17 protein-coding genes and 2 pseudogenes are annotated in these 20,204 nt (G+C 68.9%); 8 read left to right on the top strand and 11 right to left on the bottom strand.

What is annotated here, in order from left to right; all coding sequences use genetic code 11:
• Genes WT16_RS29625 through WT16_RS29615 form a run of 3 tightly spaced genes read left to right on the top strand, consistent with a single transcriptional unit; the run spans window position 1 to window position 4,504 of the window.
• Complete coding sequence (locus tag WT16_RS29625) at window positions 1-2,961, top strand: hypothetical protein (RefSeq protein ID WP_063534878.1); 2,961 nt, start codon at window positions 1-3, stop codon at window positions 2,959-2,961.
• 17 nt (window positions 2,962-2,978) lie between these two features.
• Window positions 2,979-3,404: a phage tail protein gene (locus WT16_RS29620; RefSeq protein WP_059934552.1), complete on the top strand. Its 426-nt coding sequence runs from the start codon at window positions 2,979-2,981 to the stop codon at window positions 3,402-3,404.
• The gene (locus WT16_RS29615) at window positions 3,404-4,504 is read left to right on the top strand and encodes a phage late control D family protein (RefSeq protein WP_063534877.1); all 1,101 of its coding nucleotides are present in this window, start codon (window positions 3,404-3,406) and stop codon (window positions 4,502-4,504) included. Before WT16_RS29620 ends, WT16_RS29615 begins: the two co-directional genes overlap by 1 nt.
• A 72-nt stretch (window positions 4,505-4,576) precedes the next feature.
• Here WT16_RS29615 and WT16_RS29610 read toward each other — a convergent pair whose 3' ends face one another.
• The 4 genes from WT16_RS29610 to WT16_RS33360 form a co-directional block, all read right to left on the bottom strand.
• A complete protein-coding gene (locus WT16_RS29610) occupies window positions 4,577-4,879 on the bottom strand; it encodes a hypothetical protein (protein ID WP_015602328.1) in 303 nt (100 codons plus the stop codon).
• Complete coding sequence (locus WT16_RS29605) at window positions 4,876-5,196, bottom strand: hypothetical protein (RefSeq protein ID WP_009915001.1); 321 nt, start codon at window positions 5,194-5,196, stop codon at window positions 4,876-4,878. The genes WT16_RS29610 and WT16_RS29605 overlap by 4 nt, the downstream gene beginning before the upstream one ends.
• A 185-nt stretch (window positions 5,197-5,381) precedes the next feature.
• Complete coding sequence (locus WT16_RS34650) at window positions 5,382-5,918, bottom strand: IS21 family transposase (RefSeq protein WP_197486526.1); 537 nt, start codon at window positions 5,916-5,918, stop codon at window positions 5,382-5,384.
• A 112-nt stretch (window positions 5,919-6,030) separates the two neighbouring features.
• A complete protein-coding gene (locus WT16_RS33360; RefSeq protein ID WP_231892129.1) occupies window positions 6,031-6,339 on the bottom strand; it encodes a hypothetical protein in 309 nt (102 codons plus the stop codon).
• A 142-nt stretch (window positions 6,340-6,481) separates the two neighbouring features.
• On the opposite strand from WT16_RS33360, the pseudogene WT16_RS34240 reads away from it, so the two are divergent.
• Window positions 6,482-6,613 (top strand): annotated as a pseudogene (locus WT16_RS34240) (ISNCY family transposase); the annotation flags it as partial.
• 243 nt (window positions 6,614-6,856) lie between these two features.
• Here WT16_RS34240 and WT16_RS29595 read toward each other — a convergent pair.
• From WT16_RS29595 to WT16_RS29585, 3 genes are read right to left on the bottom strand one after another with little or no spacing between them, the layout of a single operon-like run.
• Window positions 6,857-7,186, bottom strand: coding sequence for an H-NS histone family protein (locus tag WT16_RS29595; RefSeq protein WP_015602801.1), 330 nt, complete (start codon window positions 7,184-7,186; stop codon window positions 6,857-6,859).
• Between the two features lie 13 nt (window positions 7,187-7,199).
• Entirely contained in the window at window positions 7,200-7,715 is a 516-nt protein-coding gene (locus WT16_RS29590; protein WP_063534876.1) for a ProQ/FinO family protein, read from the bottom strand.
• Window positions 7,716-7,725: 10 nt separating this feature from the next.
• On the bottom strand, window positions 7,726-8,001 hold the full coding sequence (locus WT16_RS29585) for a hypothetical protein (protein ID WP_063534875.1): 276 nt from the start codon (window positions 7,999-8,001) through the stop codon (window positions 7,726-7,728).
• A gap of 20 nt (window positions 8,002-8,021) precedes the next feature.
• Here WT16_RS29585 and WT16_RS29580 point away from each other — a divergent pair.
• From WT16_RS29580 to WT16_RS29565, 4 genes and pseudogenes are all read left to right on the top strand, one after another.
• Window positions 8,022-8,786, top strand: a pseudogene (locus WT16_RS29580) (fumarylacetoacetate hydrolase family protein).
• Window positions 8,787-9,143: 357 nt separating this feature from the next.
• Window positions 9,144-9,716, top strand: a complete 573-nt coding sequence (locus WT16_RS29575; protein ID WP_015603592.1) for a DUF2760 domain-containing protein — start codon at window positions 9,144-9,146, stop codon at window positions 9,714-9,716.
• A complete protein-coding gene (locus tag WT16_RS29570) occupies window positions 9,713-11,560 on the top strand; it encodes an Hsp70 family protein (protein ID WP_059934558.1) in 1,848 nt (615 codons plus the stop codon). Before WT16_RS29575 ends, WT16_RS29570 begins: the two co-directional genes overlap by 4 nt.
• A 3-nt stretch (window positions 11,561-11,563) precedes the next feature.
• A complete protein-coding gene (locus tag WT16_RS29565; protein WP_063534874.1) occupies window positions 11,564-14,389 on the top strand; it encodes an Hsp70 family protein in 2,826 nt (941 codons plus the stop codon).
• A gap of 149 nt (window positions 14,390-14,538) precedes the next feature.
• Here WT16_RS29565 and WT16_RS29560 read toward each other — a convergent pair whose 3' ends face one another.
• The 4 genes from WT16_RS29560 to WT16_RS29540 all read right to left on the bottom strand — a co-directional run bounded on the left by WT16_RS29560 (window position 14,539) and on the right by WT16_RS29540 (window position 19,944).
• Window positions 14,539-15,768: a CapA family protein gene (locus WT16_RS29560; protein WP_167359324.1), complete on the bottom strand. Its 1,230-nt coding sequence runs from the start codon at window positions 15,766-15,768 to the stop codon at window positions 14,539-14,541.
• A gap of 142 nt (window positions 15,769-15,910) precedes the next feature.
• The gene (locus tag WT16_RS29555) at window positions 15,911-16,165 is read right to left on the bottom strand and encodes a hypothetical protein (RefSeq protein ID WP_009915017.1); all 255 of its coding nucleotides are present in this window, start codon (window positions 16,163-16,165) and stop codon (window positions 15,911-15,913) included.
• A gap of 727 nt (window positions 16,166-16,892) precedes the next feature.
• Complete coding sequence (locus tag WT16_RS29545) at window positions 16,893-19,406, bottom strand: cation-translocating P-type ATPase (RefSeq protein ID WP_063534872.1); 2,514 nt, start codon at window positions 19,404-19,406, stop codon at window positions 16,893-16,895.
• 58 nt (window positions 19,407-19,464) lie between these two features.
• Complete coding sequence (locus WT16_RS29540; protein WP_063534871.1) at window positions 19,465-19,944, bottom strand: carboxypeptidase-like regulatory domain-containing protein; 480 nt, start codon at window positions 19,942-19,944, stop codon at window positions 19,465-19,467.
• Window positions 19,945-20,204 lie beyond the last annotated feature (260 nt).

Here is a 20,204-nt window from a genome sequence, read left to right as displayed (position 1 = left end):
ATGGACAACGCCCTGAAACTGCGCGTGATGTTCGACATGATCGACAACTTCACGAAGCCCCTGAAGAACGTGCTGAACAGCAACAAGGGGCTCGCGCAGGCGCTCAAGCAGACGCGCGGCGAACTCGCCGAGCTCGGCAAGCAGCAGAAGGCCGTCGCCTCGTTCCGCGAGATGCGCACCGGGCTCGCGGGCACAGCGGAGAAGCTCGGCGAAGCGCGAACGCGCGTGAATGGCCTCGCCACTGCGTTGCGTGCGGCCGACCAACCCTCGCGCCAGATGATTGCCGATTTTGAGAAGGCGAAGCAGTCCGCGGCGCGCCTGTCGATCGAGCACGAGAAGCAGTCCGCCCGCGTACGTGAGCTACGCGCGCAACTCGCGAGCACGGGCATCGACACGCGCCAGCTCGCCGAGCACGAACGCACGCTGCGCTCGAACATCGCGCAGACCACGGCGGCAATGCAGACACAGACGCGCCAGCTCGAAGCCATGGCCGAGCGCGAGAAGAAGCTCGGCGCGGCGCGCGGCAAGATGCAGGCGCTACAGGGTGTCGCCGGCGGCATGGCGATTGGCGGTTACGCGGCGCGCTCAACCGGCGCGCACGCGCTCGGCGATCTGCGCGAGGCACTCGACGAAACGAAGAAGATCCAGAACGAGCGTGCGCGCATCACGGCGCTTGGCCTCGGCGACCAGGCGACGAAGGACGCCGAGAAGTACGTGCGCTCGATGAAGATGATGGGCGTGAGCACGTCGGACAACATGACGCTGATGCGCGACGCGCTGTCGATCTTTGCGGACGAGCACCACGCGCAGATGGTGATGCCGACGCTCGCGAAAATGAAGTTCGCGAACGAGGCGATGTTCGGCGCGGAAGACGCGCACGCGAACGAAGAGAAGTTCATGAACATGCTGAAGGTCATCGAGCTGCGCGGCGGCACGAAGGACGAAGCGACGTTCAGGAACGAAGCGAACATGGTACAGAAGGTGCTGTCGGCGACGGGCGGCCGCGTTGGCGGCGACGAGTGGCGCAACTTCATCCAGACGGGCGGCGTCGCGGCAAAGCAGATGCGCCAGGACGCGTTCTATTACCAGATGGAGCCGCTGATTCAGGAAATGGGCGGGCACCAGGTCGGCACCGGGCTCATGTCCGCATACAGCAACGTCTACCAGGGCAAGACGACCGTGCGGGCCGCGCAGGAGATGATGAAGCTCGGGCTGCTCGACAAGAAGAACGTCGAGTACAACAAAATCGGCATGATCAAGCGGATCAAGCCGGGCGCGCTGCTCGGCGGCGATCTGTTCAAGGCGTCGCCGCTCGAATGGCTCGAAAAGGTGCTGCTGCCGCAGATGGCGAAGAAGGGCGTCACGGACCCCGACAAAGTGAAGGACATGATTTCGACGATCTTCACGAACCGGACGGCCGCGAATCTGTTCTCGACGATGTACATGCAGAGCCAGCAGATCCACAAGAACGAGAAGCTGAACAAGGGCGCGTATGGCATCGACGAAATGCACGACCTTGCGTCGAAACAGACGCCCGGAAAGGAGCTCGACGCACGCGCGAAGCTGCGTGATCTGCTGAATGAAATCGGCGAGCGCATCGCGCCGATGTATAACGCCGCGCTCGACAAGACGCGCGAGCTCGCCGACAGGCTGCTGACAACGATTCAGGCACACCCACAGGCAACGAAGGTAGTCGTCGCGCTCGCGGCCGGCTTCGCCGCGCTGCTCGCGGTGCTCGGCACGTTCACGATCGTCCTCGCCGGCGTGCTCGGCCCGCTCGCCGTCGTGCGTTTCAGCATGGCGACGCTCGGCATCCAGGGCGGCATCCTGTCGCGCGCGCTCGGCATCGGCGCGGCCGCATGGCGGATGTTCGGCACGGCCGCGATGGGTGCCGGCCGCCTGTTGCTCACGACGCCGATTGGCCTATACGCCGCGGCGTTCGCCGCCGCCGCGCTGCTGATCTACCGCTATTGGGGGCCGATCAAGGCGTTCGTCGGGGGCGCGCTCACGGCGATCGGCGATGCACTGGCGCCGATCGGCGTCGCGCTTCGGGGCGCATTGCAGCCGGTCGGTCGCGCGCTCGCGGCAGCAAAACCGCTGTGGAACGGGCTGGGCGGTGCGCTCTCGACGGTGGCCGGCTGGCTCGGCAAGCTGTTCGCGCCGGCGCGCGCGAGCGCCGACGGCCTATCCGCGGCGGCGGCGGCCGGCCGCGGATTCGGTGCGGTGCTCGGCACGGTGTTGCGCGTCGCGCTCGTGCCGCTCACGTGGCTCGGCCGCGCGCTCGGCGGGCTCGCCGGCCTGTTCGTCGAAGCGATGGGCGACGCGCGCGCGGCACTGAACGGCGGGCTCGCCGCGCTCGGCACGCTGATTCTGAACTGGTCGCCGCTCGGCATGTTCTACCGGGCGCTCGCGGGCGTGCTGTCGCTGTTCGGCGTCGAACTGCCCGCGAAGTTCTCCGAGTTCGGCGGGCACCTTATCGACGGGCTCGTCGGCGGCATCAGCAGCGGACTGGGCAAGGTGAAAGACGCCATTTCGAATATGGCGAACAGCACGGCGGGCTGGTTCAAGGAGAAGCTCGGCATTCATAGCCCGAGCCGCGTATTCGCGCAGCTCGGCGGCTTCGTCGGTGAGGGCGCGGCGCTCGGCATGCAGGGTGAGCAGCAGCGTGTCGCGAAAGCGGCGCTCGGTCTTGCAACCGTGGCCGTCGCGTCATTCGGCACGCCGGCGCTCGCGAAGCCGACGCCGCCGCTCGTGCAGCCGACCGTGCCTATCGATCGCCGCGCGCCGCTCGCCGCGTCATCCGCAGCGGCGTCGCCAGTTGCGCCGGCGTCGCCGATCGTCATCAACATCTACCCGCAGGCCGGGCAGGACCCGCACGCGATCGCACGCGCCGTCGAAGCCGCGCTCGATCGCCGCGAGCGCGCGAAGCAGTCGCGCATCGGCTCGCGCCTGTCCGACTGACGCAACCGGAGCTACGCATGCTCATGTCCCTCGACCAGTTCGTTTTTAACCTGACGAGCGCGCCGTTTCGCGAATTGCAGCGCCGGCGCACGTGGAAGCATCCGACGAGCTCGCGCGTCGGCGCGCGCGACGGCCGCCAGTTCGCCGGCGTCGGCGATGACACGATCACGCTGAATGGCCTCGTCGCACCCGAGACGTTCGGCTCGATCGCGTCGATTCGCGAGCTCGCCGCGATGGCGGACACCGGAGAAGCGTATGTGCTCGTGGACGGCGCCGGCAACGTCTACGGCGCGTATGTCATCGCCGAGCTGAACGAGACGCAGAGCTACCACACGGCGGACGGCACGCCGCGGCGCATCGAGTTTCAGCTCACGATCGAGCGCGTCGACGACGACGTGCTGCGCACAGCGCGCGAGAAGAACTCGCGCAAGGACAAGCGCTGATGGCTACGTCTTCGAACGAACGCACCACGAGGCCGGAATCGCACGACGCGCCGCGCGTCGCGCGCCTGCATCCGCAGCCGGATTACCGCATTTCAGTCGGCGGCCGCGATCTGTCGCGCCTGTTCGCGCCGCGGCTTGTGTCGCTGTCGATATCGGAGTCGCGCTCCGATGAGGCGGACACCATCGATATCGTGCTCGACGACTCGAAAAACGATCTGGACATTCCGAAGCGCGGCGCGACGATCAAGGCGTCGATCGGATGGGCCGGCGAGCCGCTCGTCGACAAGGGCAGCTTCATTGTGAACGAAGTCGAGCACAGCGGCGCGCCGGACATCATCACGGTTCGCGCGCGCTCGGCCGCGATGACGAGCGGCATGCAGGAGCGCCGCGAAAAGAGCTGGCATCGGCAGACGATCGGCTCGATCGTGCATGCGATCGCCGGACGCTACTCGCTGGCGCCGACCGTCGGCGACGCGCTCGCGAAAATCCTGATCGCGCACATCGACCAGACGCACGAATCGGACATGTCGTTTCTGACGCGCCTGGCGAAGCGCTATGACGCGGTGATGAACGTGAAAGACCTACGCCTGCTGTTCATGCCGATCGGCACCGGCCAGACGGCGAGCGGGAAGAAGCTCGACGTGCTCGAACTGACGCGCGCGAGCGGCGACAGTCATCGCTACCACGTGTCCGAACGCGAGAACTACGCAGCCGTGCGCGCGCACTACCATTCGACCGGCCGCGCGAAGCGCAAGTCGGTCATCGTCGGCGGCGAGAACAACAAGAACGTGAAGGTGCTGCCGGAAGATTACGCAACGGAGGCGGAAGCGCGCGCGGCCGCGCAAGCGGAGTTCAAGCGGATGCAGCGCAGCCAGGCGACGATGAGCTACACGCTCGCGCGCGGCCGCGCCGAGCTGTTCCCTGAGATGCCCGTGACCGTGTCAGGCTTCAAACCCGAAATCGACGAGACGCCGTGGCTCGTAAAGAAGGCGACGCACACGATCGGCGACGTTGGATTCACGACCGCGCTCGAGCTCGAAATGCGCGATGACCCCACGACGGACCGGCACCGGTCGCACTTCAGGAAGGTAGGGAAGTAATCTGTTGCGCGGTGGATGGCGCATGAAAAACCCCGCATGAGGCGGGGCTTCCGGGGCAGTCTCGGGGCTGCGTCAATGAATCAATTTGGCGGCTGCGAATGCGAGACCGGCAAGGGCAATAGCTGTGCCGATGAACCACTTGAGCAGCGTTCCTTCCATCGACATAACGTCAGTCTTTACCGACATGACGTCGGCCTTTGTGGCGACGTGTGCAAGCCCAGACTCCATGCGTGCGAGACGCTCACGGATGTCTGCGGTGGCCTTTTCAAGTTCTTGGATGCGCGTTTCCATGCCGCCATCATCGCCGCCTGAGCCTGATGAGTCAACAGGTCTGCCGGGCTTGCTGTTGGGAAACGGGCGAACGTTGGTGCTCATTTCGTTTGATCCTGCTCATCATTGACGTGCAGCCGCTTGTGCTCAGCAATCGCGACGCGTTCCGTGAACCGCTCGCGGTTGAACATCAATAAGTAACCGCATGTCGTGCATTCCAGCACGAGAACCTCCATCCCGTTCATCTTTAGTGCTCCGTTCTGTGCTCGAGCCAAGGCGAAAGACTCGTCTCCCGTTTCGTGGAACAGATACCCGGGGGTCTTCGTTTGGCACGCGGGGCAGTGATCCAGGCCGACGCCGATTGCGTCCGCGCCGTCCGTGAAGATGGTGGTATCAATGATGGGCGTTCGGTATTCATCCATGTGCAATGCTCTCCTGTCCCCAGTAGGTTGCTATCGGGGTCGTATCATTGGCACGCGAAGGATTCTAGCGTATTTGGCGGATTCGCCTGCCGGGCGTCGCCTTCGAGCTCGAAATGCGCGAGGCGATCCGACGACAGATCGACACCGTTCACACTTCAGGCGCACGAGCAAATAAAAGAGGGTGGTCATGGATCGTTGGCGCGCCAGCGGTACGCGGGCGAGTCCGTGTCGGCGAAGACGCCGCCCGATCGCCATGACTTCCACGAGCGCGGCAGATCGACGACGAGCACGCGCCATTTCGCCAGCACGGCGGCGAACGCGCCTTTCGCTTTTGAGTGTCGGATCTTGTCTACAACGTTCCAACCACGAACGTACTGGCGAAACCTTCTCTGGCTGGACAGGCAGTGCGGAGCATGAACGCCGACCCAAGCGAGAATTTCGGTGGGCGTCACGTCGGGAGCGGATACGTCCGGCTCGATCGTCGACTCCACGGGAATTTCGCTGATAAGTTGTTGTGCGGCCGCTTGGGCTGCGTCTATCTCGACTTGGCGCAGGCGTAGTATTTCGACGCGATGCCACGGGATCGGCGAGCGGCCGGCCAAGTAGTTGCGGACGCTACGCGTACAGCAACGAAGCGCTTCGGCAATTTGGCAGATGGAGAGGCCGTCCGTAAGCGCGAGAAAGTCGGAGACCGTCCCATGACGGGGCGCGGTGGGATTCATTATGTGGACTGCGTGGGATTCTGTAACGATTTGTAAATATGTTTACAAATTCGTGAATCAACCTGACAGGTCCGACAGGTTCAGCTAGCGATCCAATTTGACATAAGGTAAATTATCGTATTTTCTCATTAATATGGCCCCGTTTTAAGGCGACGCTTCGGACAATCAAGACAGCTTTCCTCCCTGCACAAGCTTGCCCGGCAACAGCGAGCAACCGCAAGATTTCTTCCTTCGACACGCCTGCCATGAGCAGGCGTTTTTTATGGGTCTCGATCTGCCGATAGACCCGTCGCCGTTGAGCATCCTGGACTCCGCGTCGCGTATTTCTGATCATCCAGTAAAGATTTCGGATGTCCCGCACGACGCTCGTCAACTCGCGTTCAGTAAGCCGCGGTCGCTCCAAAAGCTCAATCTGCTCCATCTAGCCCTCATAAGGTATTTGTCCGATTTATCGGCAAATGCCCCCATGAGTTAAGCTGTCGACGGCTAATTATGTGAAATCCGCCCACCGCAGCATCTCTTTCAAAATCCCTACATTTTTCGGTGGCGAACGTAAGCTAGCCGACGGCAGCGAGCATCGGTGGTTCGAGGAACGCGCGCCGCAATGCACGTTGCTGGTGTACGTCGACGACGCGACGAGCCGGCTGATGATGCTGCACTTCACGGCGACCGAATCGACGTTCAGCTATTTCGAAGGCAATGCGGGGGCATCGGAAGCGCTACCGACGGCAACGGTTGGCGTTCCACATTGACAAGAATCAATACGTTCACGCTGTCGCGCGAACGCCGCCCGCGTATGCGCGCCGCAGGACGGGCGAGCCAACGACATTCCCCGGCAACAAACAAAACCGTGGTTGGTCGATGATGCGAGGACTTTCACAAGCATGCCGGAGCTGAGACAACGGAATCACGTCCCGCCGCCCCGCCCGCCCGCCACGCTACGCAGTCTCCCCCGGCCACCACGGCTCCGGCGCGGGCCGGATCAGGTAGTCGTCGAGGTTCTTGCCGATCAGCCATTTCGGGCACGCGCCGCGGCCCGTCCACGATTTGCCTGTCGACGGATCGTAATATTTTGCCGGCAGCTTCTTCGGCTTGTCCTTCACGAAGCCCGCCGCCCTCAGCAATTCGACTTCCGTAATGTCGAACTGCTTCACCTGTTCGCGAATGGCGGCCAGCGCCTCGGCCTTTTCCTTTTTCTTCGCCTCCTCAAGGAGCAGATTGAGGTGGCCGAGCTGCTTCTGCAGCGTATGAATTTTGCTGGTTGTCACGTGATATATGTCTTCAATCGGTGCGTTGCCCGCTCTCCGGCGGGCACGCGGATGTCTGTCGCTGTTGCTGAGCCTGCTCGGGCTTGGACGGTTGCGCGCGCGGCTTCGCCGGGCGACGTCCTTTCAGCATTCGCGCGCGCTTCGCGTCGGCGGCCGATACCCGCCCTGCTTCGCCGCCCGCCAGATCGATTCGCACGGCGCCTTCGGCGAGGCACGTCCAGTACCGGTTCCCCTGGCACCAGGTCCGCAGCGCGTCCCGCAATTCGGCTTCTGTTAGCCGAAGCGCGTTCGCCTGCCCGACCAGATCCTCGAGAATGCCGACCTTGAGCGGCACCTTCGGCGCGGGATTGCGCGGGAACGCCTGCGGAAACCGCTTCTGGAGTTTCGCGATCGTCAATATCACAGGATCCGTCGAGCTCGGCGAAGCCGCCGGCTTGGCGTCCCGCTTCTGCGGTTTCTTCGCCGCCCGCTTCTGCGCGGCGTCTCTCGCCAGTTGATCGCGCAACGACGCAAGTTGCTCAAAGCCCATAACTTCCAGCTCACTGAAAAATAAGCCGAGATTGTAGCAGCCGATGGCCGCGCGTTTTTGCAATCGTATCGAAGGCGCGCGCGCCGGTGTCGGTGATCGTTTTCGACGAAAGCATCCAGCGGCGCAGCGGCGTCCGAATCACCGAATCACCGGAACGCTTGACGTTGCCGGATGCCTCCAAGGCGTCGATCGTCGCGATCTCGAGGCTGTGCGGCGATGATGTAATCGCGACGAAATGGCTATCATCGCTCCCGTTGCCCCCTTCCCGCGCGATGCTCGCGGCCACTCTTACATTTCGAAAACGATATGACAAGCCCCCCCGAACGCGTCGACGCCGCCGCGCGGCACCTGGTTGCGGCCCGCCGCGCCGGCGTCGCCGGCCCGCTTCTGCCCGGCGCGTGCCGGCCCGGCGACATCGAGACCGCGCTCGCGATCCAGCAACGCGTCGCCGAATAGCTCGGCGAGCCGGTTGGCGGATGGAAATGCGCGCTTCCGCCGCCGGGACGGATCGTCGTCGCGCCGATCCTCGCGTCGACGATCCGTGCGGCGGGCGGCCCGTTCCCGGTCGTCGCCGATGCGCGGACCGTGCGGATCGAGCCGGAAATCGCCTTCGTGCTCGATCGCGACTTGCCGCCGCGCGCGCGGCCGTACGACGAGGACGAAGTGCGCGCCGCAATCCGCGAAGTCCGACTCGTACTGGAGGTGCTCGGTTGCCGCTACGCGGCGCCGTCGCGCGCCACCATGCCGGAGCTGCTCGCGGACAATCAGTTCAATCAGGGGCTGTGTGTCGGCCCGGTCGTGAGCGACGGCTTGCGCGCGACGCTCGACACGATCGCGCTCGACTTTCGCGGCGGCGTGAACCGGACGTTCGACGGCCGGCACCCGGACGGGCATCCGCTCGCGCCGCTGCTCTGGCTCGTGAATTTCCTCGCGGCGCGCGGCGAACCGGTTCGCGCCGGACAGATCGTGACGACCGGTTCGTATGCGGGCGCGATCGATGCGCCGCTCGGCCACGCGTTGACAGTGCGGTTCGGCGCGCTCGGCAGCCTCGCGGTGGAACTGATCGCCTGAGCGGCGAGCGAAGCGGGAGAGCCGCGCATTCGGTGGGCGCGCAGGCAGGCGGTTCGTCCGCCGGCGTGTGGGCCTGGCGTGTGGGCCTGGCGTGTGGGCCTGGCGTGGCCCGAAGCGCGAAGGCATCACGCAGTGAGGCCTCCGGCCCGTCATCCGCCCCCGAAAACGCGCAAAAAAAGACAGCCTGCGCGCACGCCGTGGCCGGCTCGACATCAGATCAAGGCAAAATACGGGTTTTGCGCCCGTCGGGCTCAGATACGAGATGCCGGAACAGGACGCCAGATGCCCCGCTCGTCGCTCGTCCTGCGTCCGGCAGGATAGCCCGCCTGGAAGGCGGGCCCAATGGAGCTTGATCCCATGACCGAACCGAACATTTCATTCGCCGGCAGGCTGTCGCTCGCCTTCGGCCTGTTTTTCTCCGTGCTCGGCGACCGCGAACTCGCGAGCCGCGCCCGCCGCCTGCGCGACGGCGCAGCACCCGCCGCGCAAGCGGCCCCTGTCGCGCCGCCCCAACCCGCCGCGGCGCCCGCGCCCGAGGTCATCAAGGAAGCGACGCCGGACGCGGCGCTCCAGTTGCTCGGCCTCCTCCAGCGCGACGCGCGCCTCGTCGATTTCGTCGAAGAGGACATCGCCGGCTACTCCGACGCGGACATCGGCGCCGCCGCGCGCATCGTGCACGACGGCTGCCGCGCGACGCTGCGCGAGCATTTCACGATCCGCCCGGTGCGCGACGAGGCCGAAGGCGCGCGCGTGACGATCGGCGAGGGCTTCGATGCGGCCGCGATCCGCCTGACGGGCAACGTCGTCGGCAAGCCGCCGTTCAGCGGCCACATCAGCCATCGCGGCTGGCGCGTCGACGCCGTCCGGCTGCCGAAGCTGAACCCGGGCCACGACGCGTCGATCATCGCGGCGGCCGAGGTGGAGCTATGAGCGAGCCGCGTTATTCGATCGGCATCGATCTGGGCACCACGCACTGCGCGCTGTCATACGTGGATCTCGCGGCGAGCGACGGCGAGAAGACCCGTCTCGACGTGCTGCCCATCGCGCAATTGACCGCGCCGGGCGCGATCGAAGCGCCGAATCTGCTGCCGTCCTTTCTGTACCTGCCGCATCCGAGCGAGCTTGCGCCCGGCGACCTCGCGCTGCCGTGGGCGGCCGAGCGCGACTTCGCGGTCGGCGAGCTCGCGCGCAGCCGCGGCGCGGGCACGCCGATTCGCCTCGTGTCGAGCGCGAAGAGCTGGCTGTGCCATCCGGGCGTCGATCGCCGCGCCGGCATCCTGCCGGGCGACGCGCCGCCGGAAGTCGCGCGCGTGTCGCCGCTCGACAGCTCGGCGCGCTACCTGACCCACCTGCGCGACGCGTGGAACCATGCGCATCCGGACGCGCCGTTCGATCAGCAGGACGTCACCGTCACGATTCCGGCGTCGTTCGATCCGGCCGCGCGCGAGCTGACGGCCGAAGCCGCGCAGGCGGCCGGCTACGCGCGCATGACGCTGCTCGAGGAGCCGCAGGCGGCGCTCTATAGCTGGATCGAGAAAAGCGGCGGCGCGTGGCGCAAGGAAGTCAAGGTCGGCGACATCATCCTCGTCGTCGACGTCGGCGGCGGCACGACCGATCTGTCGCTGATCGCGGTCGTCGAGCGCGACGGCAACCTCGAGCTGCATCGCGTCGCGGTCGGCGAGCACATCCTGCTCGGCGGCGACAACATGGATCTCGCGCTCGCGCACATCGTCGCGCGCAAGCTCGCCGCGCAAGGCACGCAGGCCGATCCGTGGCAGTTGCGCGCGCTCACCTACGCGTGCCGCGGCGCGAAGGAAGCGCTGCTCGGCGATCCGTCGATGGATGCGGTGCCGCTCGTCGTGCCGAGCCGCGGCTCGAAGCTGATCGGCGGCTCGATCCGCACCGAGTTGACGCGCGCCGAGCTGACCCAGACGATCCTCGAAGGCTTCTTCCCGCCGGTCGACGCATCGGCGCGGCCCGTGAGCCGCACGCGCGCGGGCCTGACGCAGCTCGGCCTGCCGTATGCGCAGGACGCCGGCATCACGCGCCATCTCGCGGCGTTCCTGGGCCGGCAGGTCGCGGCGCTCGCGGAGCTCGAGGGGCTGCGGCACGCGCATGACGCGTCGGCGAGCTTCCTGCATCCGACCGCGGTGCTGTTCAACGGCGGCGTGTTCAAGTCGCCGCTGCTCGTCGAGCGCCTTCTCGATACGCTCAACGGCTGGCTCGCGGCCGAGGGCGCGGCGAGCGCGCGCCTGCTCGGCGGCGCCGATCTCGATCTCGCGGTCGCGCGCGGCGCGGCTTACTACGGCTACGTGAAGCGCGGCCGCGGCGTGCGCATTCGCGGCGGCACGGCGCGCGCGTACTACATCGCGGTCGAATCGGCGATGCCGGCCGTGCCCGGCCTCGAGCCGCCGATCCAGGCGCTGTGCGTCGCGCCGTTCGGCATGGAGGAAGGCACCGACGCCGCGCTGCCGCCGCAGGAATTCGGCCTCGTGGTCGGCGAGCCGGTGCACTTCCGCTTCTTCGGTTCGTCGGTGCGCCGCCAGGATCAGGTCGGCGCGCTGCTCGACTTCTGGTCGCCCGACGAGCTGCAGGAGCTCGACGCGATCGAGGCGACGCTGCCGACCGAAGGGCGCACGCCGGGCGAGATCGTGCCCGTGAAGCTGCATGCGCGCGTGACGGAGGCCGGCACGCTCGAGCTCGAAGCCGTGCAAGGCGGCACGAACGAGCGCTGGAAGGTGGAGTTCGACGTGCGCGGCGGCGCGAATGCGTAACCGATGAAACGATTCATCGTCGGCATCGATCTCGGGACGAGCAATACCGTCGTTGCATACGTCGAGGCGGGCGGCGACGCGATCCGCGTGTTCGACGTCGATCAGCTCGTCGCGCCGGGCGAAGTAGGCGCGCGGCCGCTGCTGCCGTCGGCGCGCTATCACCCGGCGCCGGGTGAATTCGCGCCCGGCGAGCTGCAACTGCCGTGGCGCGACGCCGAAGCGGGCGAAGCAGCCGAAGCGGCGGGCGCCGGCGCCGCGCCGCCGGCGGTGATCGGCACGCTCGCGCGCGCGCTCGGCGCGCAGGTGCCGGGCCGGCTCGTGACGAGCGCGAAAAGCTGGCTGTCGCACGCGTCGGTCGATCGCCTTGCGCCGATCCTGCCGTGGGGCGCGGCCGACGACGGCGGCAAGGTGTCGCCCGTCGCGGCGAGCGCGAGCTATCTCGCGCACGTGCGCGCCGCGTGGAACCGCCGCTTCCCGGACGCGCCGCTCGAGCAGCAGGACGTCGTGCTGACCGTGCCTGCGTCGTTCGACGACGGCGCGCGTTCGCTCACGCTCGAAGCCGCGCGGCTCGCGAAGCTGCCCGCGCTGCGCCTGCTCGAGGAGCCGCAGGCCGCGTTCTACGACTGGCTGTTCCATCATCGCGGCACGCTGCGCGAAGAGCTGGCGCACACGCGGCTCGTGCTCGTGTGCGACGTAGGCGGCGGCACGACTGACCTCACGCTGATCAAGGTGCACGGCGAGGACGTCGGGAGCGTCGGAGATGGCGAGCCGCAGTTGACGCGCATCGGCGTGGGCGACCACCTGATGCTCGGCGGCGACAACATGGATCTCGCGCTCGCGCGCGTCGCCGAGGCGCGGCTCGCGCAGGAAGGCGGTGCGCGTCTGTCGGCGGCGAGCCTGTCGCAGCTCGTCGAGCGGTGCCGCGGCGCGAAGGAGCGTTTGCTCGACGCGAACCCGCCCGATGCGGTGGGCGTTACGCTGCTCGGCTCCGGCGCGCGGCTCGTCGGCGGCGCGCGCAAGACCGAGCTGAGCCGCGCGGAGGTCGAGCAAATCGTCGTCGACGGGTTCTTTCCGGCGGGCGGCCCGGACGAGCTGCCGCGCCGCTCGCGCTCGGCGCTCGTCGAGTTCGGCCTGCCCTACGCCGCCGATCCGGCCGTCACGCGGCACGTCGCGGCGTTCCTGCACCGGCTCGCCGCGCAGTCGCGCGACGCGCTCGGCGCGGCGCGCGCGGCGGATCAGGCGTTGCCGGTGCCCGATACGCTGTTGCTCAACGGCGGCGTGTTCCGCTCGCAGGCGCTCGCCGAGCGCGTCGCGGGCGTGCTCGGCGACTGGCGCGGGCAGCCGCTGCACGTGCTGCGCAACGATCATCCGGACGTCGCGGTCGCGCGCGGCGCGGTCGCGTATGGGCTCGCGCGCGCCGGACGGGCGCCGAGGATCGGCGGCGGCTCGCCGCGCAGCTATTTTCTCGTCGTCGACGACGGCGCGCATGCGTCGCGCGGCGTCTGCGTGCTGCCGCGCGGCACGGCCGAGGGGCTCGACGTGCATCTCGACGATCGCGTGTTCGCGCTGCGGCTCGGGCATCCGGTGCGCTTCCATCTGGCGTCGACCGTCGCCGACCATGTGTGGCGCGCGGGCGAGCTCGCGGATCTTGGCGCGGGCGGCTTCGTCCGGCTGCCGCCCGTCGCGACGGTCGTCCGGCAGCAGGACGCGGGCGGCGCGCGCGAGCGGCTCGTCAAGCTGACGACGTCGCTCACCGAGGTCGGCACGCTCGATATGCGCTGCATCGCGACGGACGACCCGTCGCAGCGCTGGCAGCTCGAATTCCAGTTGCGCCGCGAGCACGCGCAAGGCGACGGCGACGCGGCCGGCGCGTCGCGCCATCCGTCGCTCGACAAGGCGATCGAGCTGATCGAGCGCTCATTCGGCGCGCGGCTCGCGAACGTCGACCCGAAGGAGGTCCGGCGTCTGCGCACGCAGCTCGAGCAACTGCTCGGCCCGCGTGACGCATGGGACATCGCCCTGCTGCGCGAGCTGTTCGGCGCGTTGTGGGAGCGCGCCGGCCGGCGGCGGCGCTCGGCGGATCACGAGCGCGTCTGGCTGAACCTGGCCGGCTATTGCGTGCGGCCCGGCTTCGGCTATCCGCTCGACGACTGGCGCGTCGCGCAACTCTGGACGCTGTTCGACGACGGCATCCAGTACGTGAGCGACGCGCGGGTGTGGTCCGAATGGTGGACGCTGTGGCGGCGGGCGGCGGGCGGGCTCGACGACGGCGCGCAGCAGCAGGCGCTCGACGCGATGACGTGGCTGCAGGAAGCCGCGAGCGCGAAGCGGCCGAAGCTGCCGTTCGACGCCGCGAAGATCGGCGACATGGACATGGTGCGCCTGTCCGCGTCGCTCGAGCGCGTGTCCGCCGAGCGCAAGATCGAGCTCGGGGAACGGCTGCTCGCGCGGCTGCACAAGCCGACGGAGAATCACCAGGGCTGGTGGGCGATCGGGCGCATCGGCGCGCGGCGGCCGCTGTACGGCAGCGCGCACGGCGTCGTGCCGCCCGACGTCGCGGGACGCTGGCTGGATGCGATTCTCGCCGTCGACTGGAAGAAGGTCGAGCCGGCCGCGTTTGCGGCCGCGCAGATTGCACGGATGACGGGCGACCGGTCGAGCGACGTGGCGGCCGACGTGCGCGAGAAGGTCGTGCGCCGGCTCGCGGCGACGAACGCGCCGCAGGCGTGGACCCGGATGGTGAGCGAGGTCGTCGCGCTCGACGACGCGGACACCGGCCGCGCGTTCGGCGAATCGCTGCCGGCCGGGCTGAAGCTGGTCGCCGGCTGACCGCGGCGGCGCGGATCGGCGCCCGCCGGGCGACGACGGGCGCCTCGCCTCGGCCGGCGGCAGCGTGTGAAAGCGTATTCCCGTGCCGGCACGCGGCGCGCATGTCCGGCCGCGAATCGCGACGCGGCTGACGCCCCCGGCCGCGTTACTCACCAATGCAGCCGCAGCCCTTCGACATCGCACGCCGACACGTGCGTGCCGAAGCGCCGGCTTTCGCGTTCCAGCACCGCGTGCAGCCAGGCTTTGCCGTCGGCGGGCGCGCGGCGCAGCCGCAGGTTCCGGATCTGCATCGGCGCCGCCGAAAGCTCGACGAGCGCGCCGCTGTCCGCATCGAGCACCGGAAAATACATCAGCGCGAGATCCGGCCGGAACGGCTGATGGCCGTGGATGCCTTCGTAGTCGTTCAGGCAGTCGCCGCAGCCGTACAGGATCAGCCGCTCCCGGTAGATCTCGATGCCTTTGATGTGGTGCGACGAATGGCCGTGGACGATGTCGGCCGCACCGGTGTCGATGAGCCGATGCGCGAACGTGTGCTCGTCGTCGCTGATCTCGAATCCCCAGTTGCCGCCCCAATGGAGCGAAACGACGACGAGATCGCCTTCGCGCCGCTGCGCGGCGATCCGCTCGCCGATCTGCGTCGCCCGCTCCGACGACAGATTCGCCAGATAGTTGAGGCCGCTGCGCTGCGCCGTCGCCGCCCATGACGGCGGCACGCCGCTCGTCTCGGCCGCATACGCATACACGCAAACGCGATGCCCGCGCGCGACGCCGAGCGTGGCGGGCTGCGCCGCGTGCGCGTCGTCGTCGCCCGCGCCGGCGGTCCGGATGCCGGCCTGATGCAGCGTGTCGAGCGTATCGGCGAGACCCGCGCGCCCCCAGTCGAGCGAATGGTTGTTCGCGAGCACGCAGCAATCGATCCGCGCGCACGACACGCAGCCGATGTTGCGCGGATGCATCCGGTACAGGACAGGCTTGTCCGGCCAGTGATCGTCGCTCGTCGTGATTGCGGTCTCCAGATTGACGATCCGCACGTGCGGCCGCACGCGATTGAGTTCCGCGAGCGCGTCGCCCCACGGGTACGCGCAGTCGACGCGCGCGGGCAGCTCGCCGTTCGCGAGCTCGGCGAGGCGCACGTAGTCGCGGGCCGAACGGCAATAGCGCTCGTACAGCCGGGGGGCGCCCGGGTGAGGCAGGATCTGGTCGATTCCGCGGCCGGTCATCACGTCGCCGCAGAGAAACAGGCGCACGCTGGTATCGCGCGGCGCATCATCGGTTTCGTCCATTGCATCGCCGCGCGCGCCCATCAGGCGCGCGCGCCTCCCATGAAGCTGTCCTGTGCGCGGCGTCCGGCAGCGCAGGCCGCCGCCCTGCGCGCGCATCGACACGTTTCAAGCATGATGCACCGAATCGGGCAATCGTTGATCACGATCAGTTTCGGACGTGTCCGCCCGCCGTGCGCGCGGGCGGCACGGACGTCGCGCGTTGCCGCGCCCCGCCCTCGGCGCTTGCGCGCAGGCGGATTCACGGGCGCAAGTCGTCGCCGCTCTCCTCCTCGCGCTCCAGAATCTCGAACACGCGCGCGGCCCGCCCGTGCGGTTCGCGATCGAGCCGGAACAGCAGGCGTTCGTCAGACCTGAACCACGTGTAGGCGTCGAGCACTTCGGCGCTCGTCGGCTCGATTTCGAGGATTTTCGCTATGATGTCGTCCTCGATCGGCCCGACGATGTCACGGATCTCGGTCGCGGTGGCGGGGTGCGATGCGGAATTGAGCTTCATGGACATGGCTTGTCTCCCGATCCGGTTGAGGTCGATGGCTTCACATCGCGTCGACGCGATGCACACCCCCGATACAGACGAGCGGCACGCGCCGCGCGGTCCCGCGTGCACGAGCCCGGCGGTCGCCGCACGCCGGCTGCGCGGACAGCCCATGCTGCATTGCGGGCGGGCGGCGTGACTTCGGCGGCAAGCGGCTCGTGGGCTGCGGATCGCGATGCCGCAGGCCGCGAGTTCGTCGACGAGCGACTGGCCGCGCCGTGCAGCCTTGCAGCCGTACAGTCGCGAAACGGGCTCATGCAATGCGCCGTCTATGCGTTGCCGATACGTTCATTATGCGTTCGTTTCGAGTCGCTTCGGCATCGCCGTGATCGCGGTCGCGCATTTTCGTTACGCGCTGCCTGTCGACGCGCTGCGCAGCCTCGCGTTCGCCACGCTCGTGTTCGACAGCCAGGCCGTCGTCTACGTGATCCGCGACCGCCGGCGCGGGCGGCGGTCGCGGCCGGGAGCGCTGCTCGTCGGCTCGTCGGCTCGTCGCTCGCCGACGTCGCGCTCGCGACCGCGCTTTGCGATCGTGCTCGAGCCGCTGAAGGCGGCGGCGCCCGGATGGATGGGGCGCGCGGCGTCCCGCGCGTCCCTCCCGAGCGTGACGAACAACGCGGCGAGAGTCGGCATCGGAATCGGTCCTCGGGCGGCTGCGCGGTTTCGCGGCTTCGGCTCCGCGCAGCGCTCAGCGCGTGAGCAGCGGGACGAGCCCGAACAGCGACGCGAGCGGCGGGATCGCGAGCAGCGCCAGCAGCCCGCATGCGGCGAACGCGGGCACGATCCAAAGATACCGGTTGTCCGCGAACGGCTGCTTCGTGCGCGCGCCGCCCGCGAGCGCCCGGACGACGAAAATCAGCGCGACGTTGACCGCGACGAGCGCGACGAACGCGGCGGTGCGCGCGAACGCCGGGTCGCCGCCGCGCGCGAGCAGCAGCGCGTACAGGCCGATCACGCCGACCGCCGCGAGCGCGCCCGCCGCCGCGCCCCGCGCGACGAGCGGCGACGCCCACAGCCGCTCGTGCGGCGGCCGCGGCGGCATGCGCATCGCGTCGGCGCGCGCGGGCTCGTTCTCGAACACAAGCGAGCACGCCGGATCGATCACGAGCTGCAGCGACACGATGTGCAGCGGCGCGAGCATCGCGGGCCAGCCGACGAGCGCGGGCACCATCACCGCGGCGATCATCGGCAGATGGACGGCGACCGTATAGCCGAGCGCCTGCATCAGGTTCGCATGGATGCGCCGGCCCTGGCGGATCGCCGACACGATCGGCGTGAAATCGTCGCGCAGCAGCACGAGCGCGGCGACCTCGCGCGCGACCTCGGCGCCGTGCAGCCCCATTGCGATGCCAACGTGCGCGGCCTTCAGCGCGGGCGCGTCGTTGACGCCGTCGCCCGTCATCGCGACGATGCGCCCGCCGCGCTCGAGCGCGGCGACGAGGCGCAGCTTCTGGTCCGGCCGCACGCGCGCGAACACGTCGGCGCGCCCGGCCGCTTCGTCGAGCGCCGCGTCGCTCATCGCCGCGACCTCGTCGCCCGTGACGACCGCGTGCGCGGCGATGCCGACCTCGCCCGCCACCGCGCGCGCGGTCGACGGATAGTCGCCCGTGATCATCACGACGCGGATGCCGGCCGCGCGGCAGGTCGCGATCGCGTCGGCCACCTCGGCGCGCACCGGGTCGATCAGGCCGACCAGGCCGACGAACCGGAAATCGAAGTCGTGCTGCCGCGCGGGCCATTCGCCCCGCGCATGCGCGGCCCGCGCGACGCCCAGCACGCGCAGCCCGCGCGCGGCCATGCGCTCGGCCTCGCCGAGCAGCGCGCGCGCCGTCGCATCGCCGAGGTGGCACAGCGAGAAGATCGCCTCGGGCGCGCCCTTGCATGCGACCGGGCAATGATCGAGCCGCGGCGCGCGCCACACGTGCGACATCGCCGGCAGCTCGGGCGTCAGCGCGTATTCCTGAACGAGCGACCAGTCGTCGTGCAGATGCCCGGTGCCGGCGAGACATCGGCGGCCCGCGCGCCGGAACGCGCGCTCCATCGGATCGACGGGCTCGATCTCGCTCGCGAGCACCAGATATTCGAGCAGCTCGTGGAACGACTCGTCGATGTCGGCCTCTTCGTCGCCGAGCGTCCAGCGCCGGCCGTTCGCGAACAGCGCGCGCACCGTCATCCGGTTCTGCGTCAGCGTGCCCGTCTTGTCGACGCACAGCACCGACGTCTGCCCGAGCGCCTCGATCGCGCTCATGCGGCGCGTGAGCATGCCCTCGTCGGCGATGCGGCGCGCGCCGAGCGCCATGAACACGGTCATCACGACCGGGATTTCCTCGGGAAAGATGCCCATCGCGAGCGTGATCCCCGCGAGCACGCCCGGCAGCCATTCGCCCGAGCGCCAGCGGTAGACGGCGACGAGCGCCGCGCACAGCGCAAGCGCGACGAGCGCGATCCGGTTCGCGAGCGCGCGCGCGTCGCGCTGCAGCGGCGACGGCGCGCCCGCGATGCCGGTCAGCGACTTGCCGATCCGGCCGAGCGCAGTGCGCGGCCCGGTGTCGGTGACGATCATCCGCCCCTGCCCGCGCACCACCATCGAGCCGAAATAGACGCGGCAGGCGGCTTCGTCGGGCGTCGGCGCGTCGGGCCGCTCGGCGGCCTTGTCGATCGGCGCCGACTCTCCCGTCAGCAGCGATTCGTCGACGCTCAGCTCGTGCGCGTCGACGAGCCAGCCGTCGGCCGGCACGCGGGCGCCCTCGGCGATCCACAGCAGATCGCCTGGCACGAGTTCGGTCGCCGAGACGAGCCGGCGCTCGCCGTCGCGCATCACGTCGGCGCGCGGCGCGGACAGCGCGCGCAGCGCCGCGAGCACGCCCGCCGTGCGCTGGCTCTGCACGATCGTCAGCGCGGCGATCGCGGCGACGAACGCGAGCAGCGTCAGCGCGTCCGGCAATTCGCCGAGCGCCAGGTAGACGGCGCCCGCGCCGAGCAGCAGGAGCAGCATCGGCTCGCGCAGCACGTCGAGCGACGTGCGCCACCCGCCGCGCCCGCCGCCCGTGTCGATCGCGTTCGGGCCGAAGCGCCGGCGCAGCCCGGCTGCCTGCGCGTTCGACAGGCCGCTTGCGGGCGTGCGGCGCCACGCGTCGTCGGCGGGCGCCGTGGCGTCGGCCGTGCCGCCTCGCCGATGCCGCGCGGCCGAGCGAGCGCTCATGCGACGATCGCGGCGCGCCCGCTCGCCCGCTCGCGCGGCGCGGTCGAAGGCGCGACGGTCAACGTTGACGGGGACATGGGCGCGGATCGCAGGTCTGCGCCGCGCCGCGCCGATCGGGCTCGGCCCAGCGGAAATCGACGTGGACGCCGCCGCTCGCGGGCACGCGCACGCTGCGCCGCTGCTCGGCGCCGCCGTAGCGCGCGTCGATCCGGTACTGCCCCGCCGGCAGCCGCGCGTACAGGAACGGGCCGTTGGTGCGAACGGTCAGCACCGGCTGCGCCGCGGCCGAACGAATCGTGACGTCGACGTCGGACAGATATTCGCCGCTGCGCGACGCGAACGTCATGCGCAGGTTGTATTTCGACGCGGCCGCGCGGAGTGCGTCGACTTCGTCCTGGCCGACGCCGCCCGTCACGTACGCAATGCCGTTTTGCGTGGCGGGTTCGAGCGTCTCGTTCGCGGCGGCCGTCGAGCCGAGCGCCGCGACGGCGGCGACGGTCGCGACGACGCGCATCCATCGATGAACAGTATTTCGCATGGCGCTTCCCCCGTTCGGACGGCGAAGACGTGCGCGTCACGCCGGCGCGCACTGTTTCGCTCGTTCAGAGAATGCGGGCCATTGGTGACGGCCCGCTTGACGCAGGTCAAGCGGCCCGGAAGCGAGATCGCAGCGACTTGCAGCGCAGCGAGAGGCTGATTGGCGAACGGCCTGCCGTTGTTTGCCCGGCTTGCACGAATCGCCGTTCGTCGCCCGGATGTCGATCGACCTCCGAAGCTTCGTGCTTTCCGCCTGCGCAT

This window comes from Burkholderia sp. MSMB1589WGS (assembly GCF_001636105.1).
Classification (GTDB): Bacteria; Pseudomonadota; Gammaproteobacteria; order Burkholderiales; family Burkholderiaceae; genus Burkholderia; species Burkholderia humptydooensis.
The sequence above is the reverse complement of the archived record's forward strand: the minus strand, read 5'-3'. Positions and strand labels throughout refer to the sequence as shown.

Coding starts and splice junctions, on each gene's coding strand:
- WT16_RS33360 (WP_231892129.1), bottom strand. CDS start 6,339: ATGGAGCAGATTGAGCTTTTGGAGCGACCGCGGCTTACTGAACGCGAG.
- WT16_RS29560 (WP_167359324.1), bottom strand. CDS start 15,768: ATGCGCGCGCAGGGCGGCGGCCTGCGCTGCCGGACGCCGCGCACAGGA.
- WT16_RS34650 (WP_197486526.1), bottom strand. CDS start 5,918: ATGAATCCCACCGCGCCCCGTCATGGGACGGTCTCCGACTTTCTCGCG.
- WT16_RS29610 (WP_015602328.1), bottom strand. CDS start 4,879: ATGAGCACCAACGTTCGCCCGTTTCCCAACAGCAAGCCCGGCAGACCT.
- WT16_RS29625 (WP_063534878.1), top strand. CDS start 1: ATGGACAACGCCCTGAAACTGCGCGTGATGTTCGACATGATCGACAAC.
- WT16_RS29615 (WP_063534877.1), top strand. CDS start 3,404: ATGGCTACGTCTTCGAACGAACGCACCACGAGGCCGGAATCGCACGAC.
- WT16_RS29555 (WP_009915017.1), bottom strand. CDS start 16,165: ATGAAGCTCAATTCCGCATCGCACCCCGCCACCGCGACCGAGATCCGT.
- WT16_RS29575 (WP_015603592.1), top strand. CDS start 9,144: ATGACCGAACCGAACATTTCATTCGCCGGCAGGCTGTCGCTCGCCTTC.
- WT16_RS29590 (WP_063534876.1), bottom strand. CDS start 7,715: ATGGGCTTTGAGCAACTTGCGTCGTTGCGCGATCAACTGGCGAGAGAC.
- WT16_RS29570 (WP_059934558.1), top strand. CDS start 9,713: ATGAGCGAGCCGCGTTATTCGATCGGCATCGATCTGGGCACCACGCAC.
- WT16_RS29605 (WP_009915001.1), bottom strand. CDS start 5,196: ATGGATGAATACCGAACGCCCATCATTGATACCACCATCTTCACGGAC.
- WT16_RS29540 (WP_063534871.1), bottom strand. CDS start 19,944: ATGCGAAATACTGTTCATCGATGGATGCGCGTCGTCGCGACCGTCGCC.
- WT16_RS29545 (WP_063534872.1), bottom strand. CDS start 19,406: ATGAGCGCTCGCTCGGCCGCGCGGCATCGGCGAGGCGGCACGGCCGAC.
- WT16_RS29565 (WP_063534874.1), top strand. CDS start 11,564: ATGAAACGATTCATCGTCGGCATCGATCTCGGGACGAGCAATACCGTC.
- WT16_RS29620 (WP_059934552.1), top strand. CDS start 2,979: ATGCTCATGTCCCTCGACCAGTTCGTTTTTAACCTGACGAGCGCGCCG.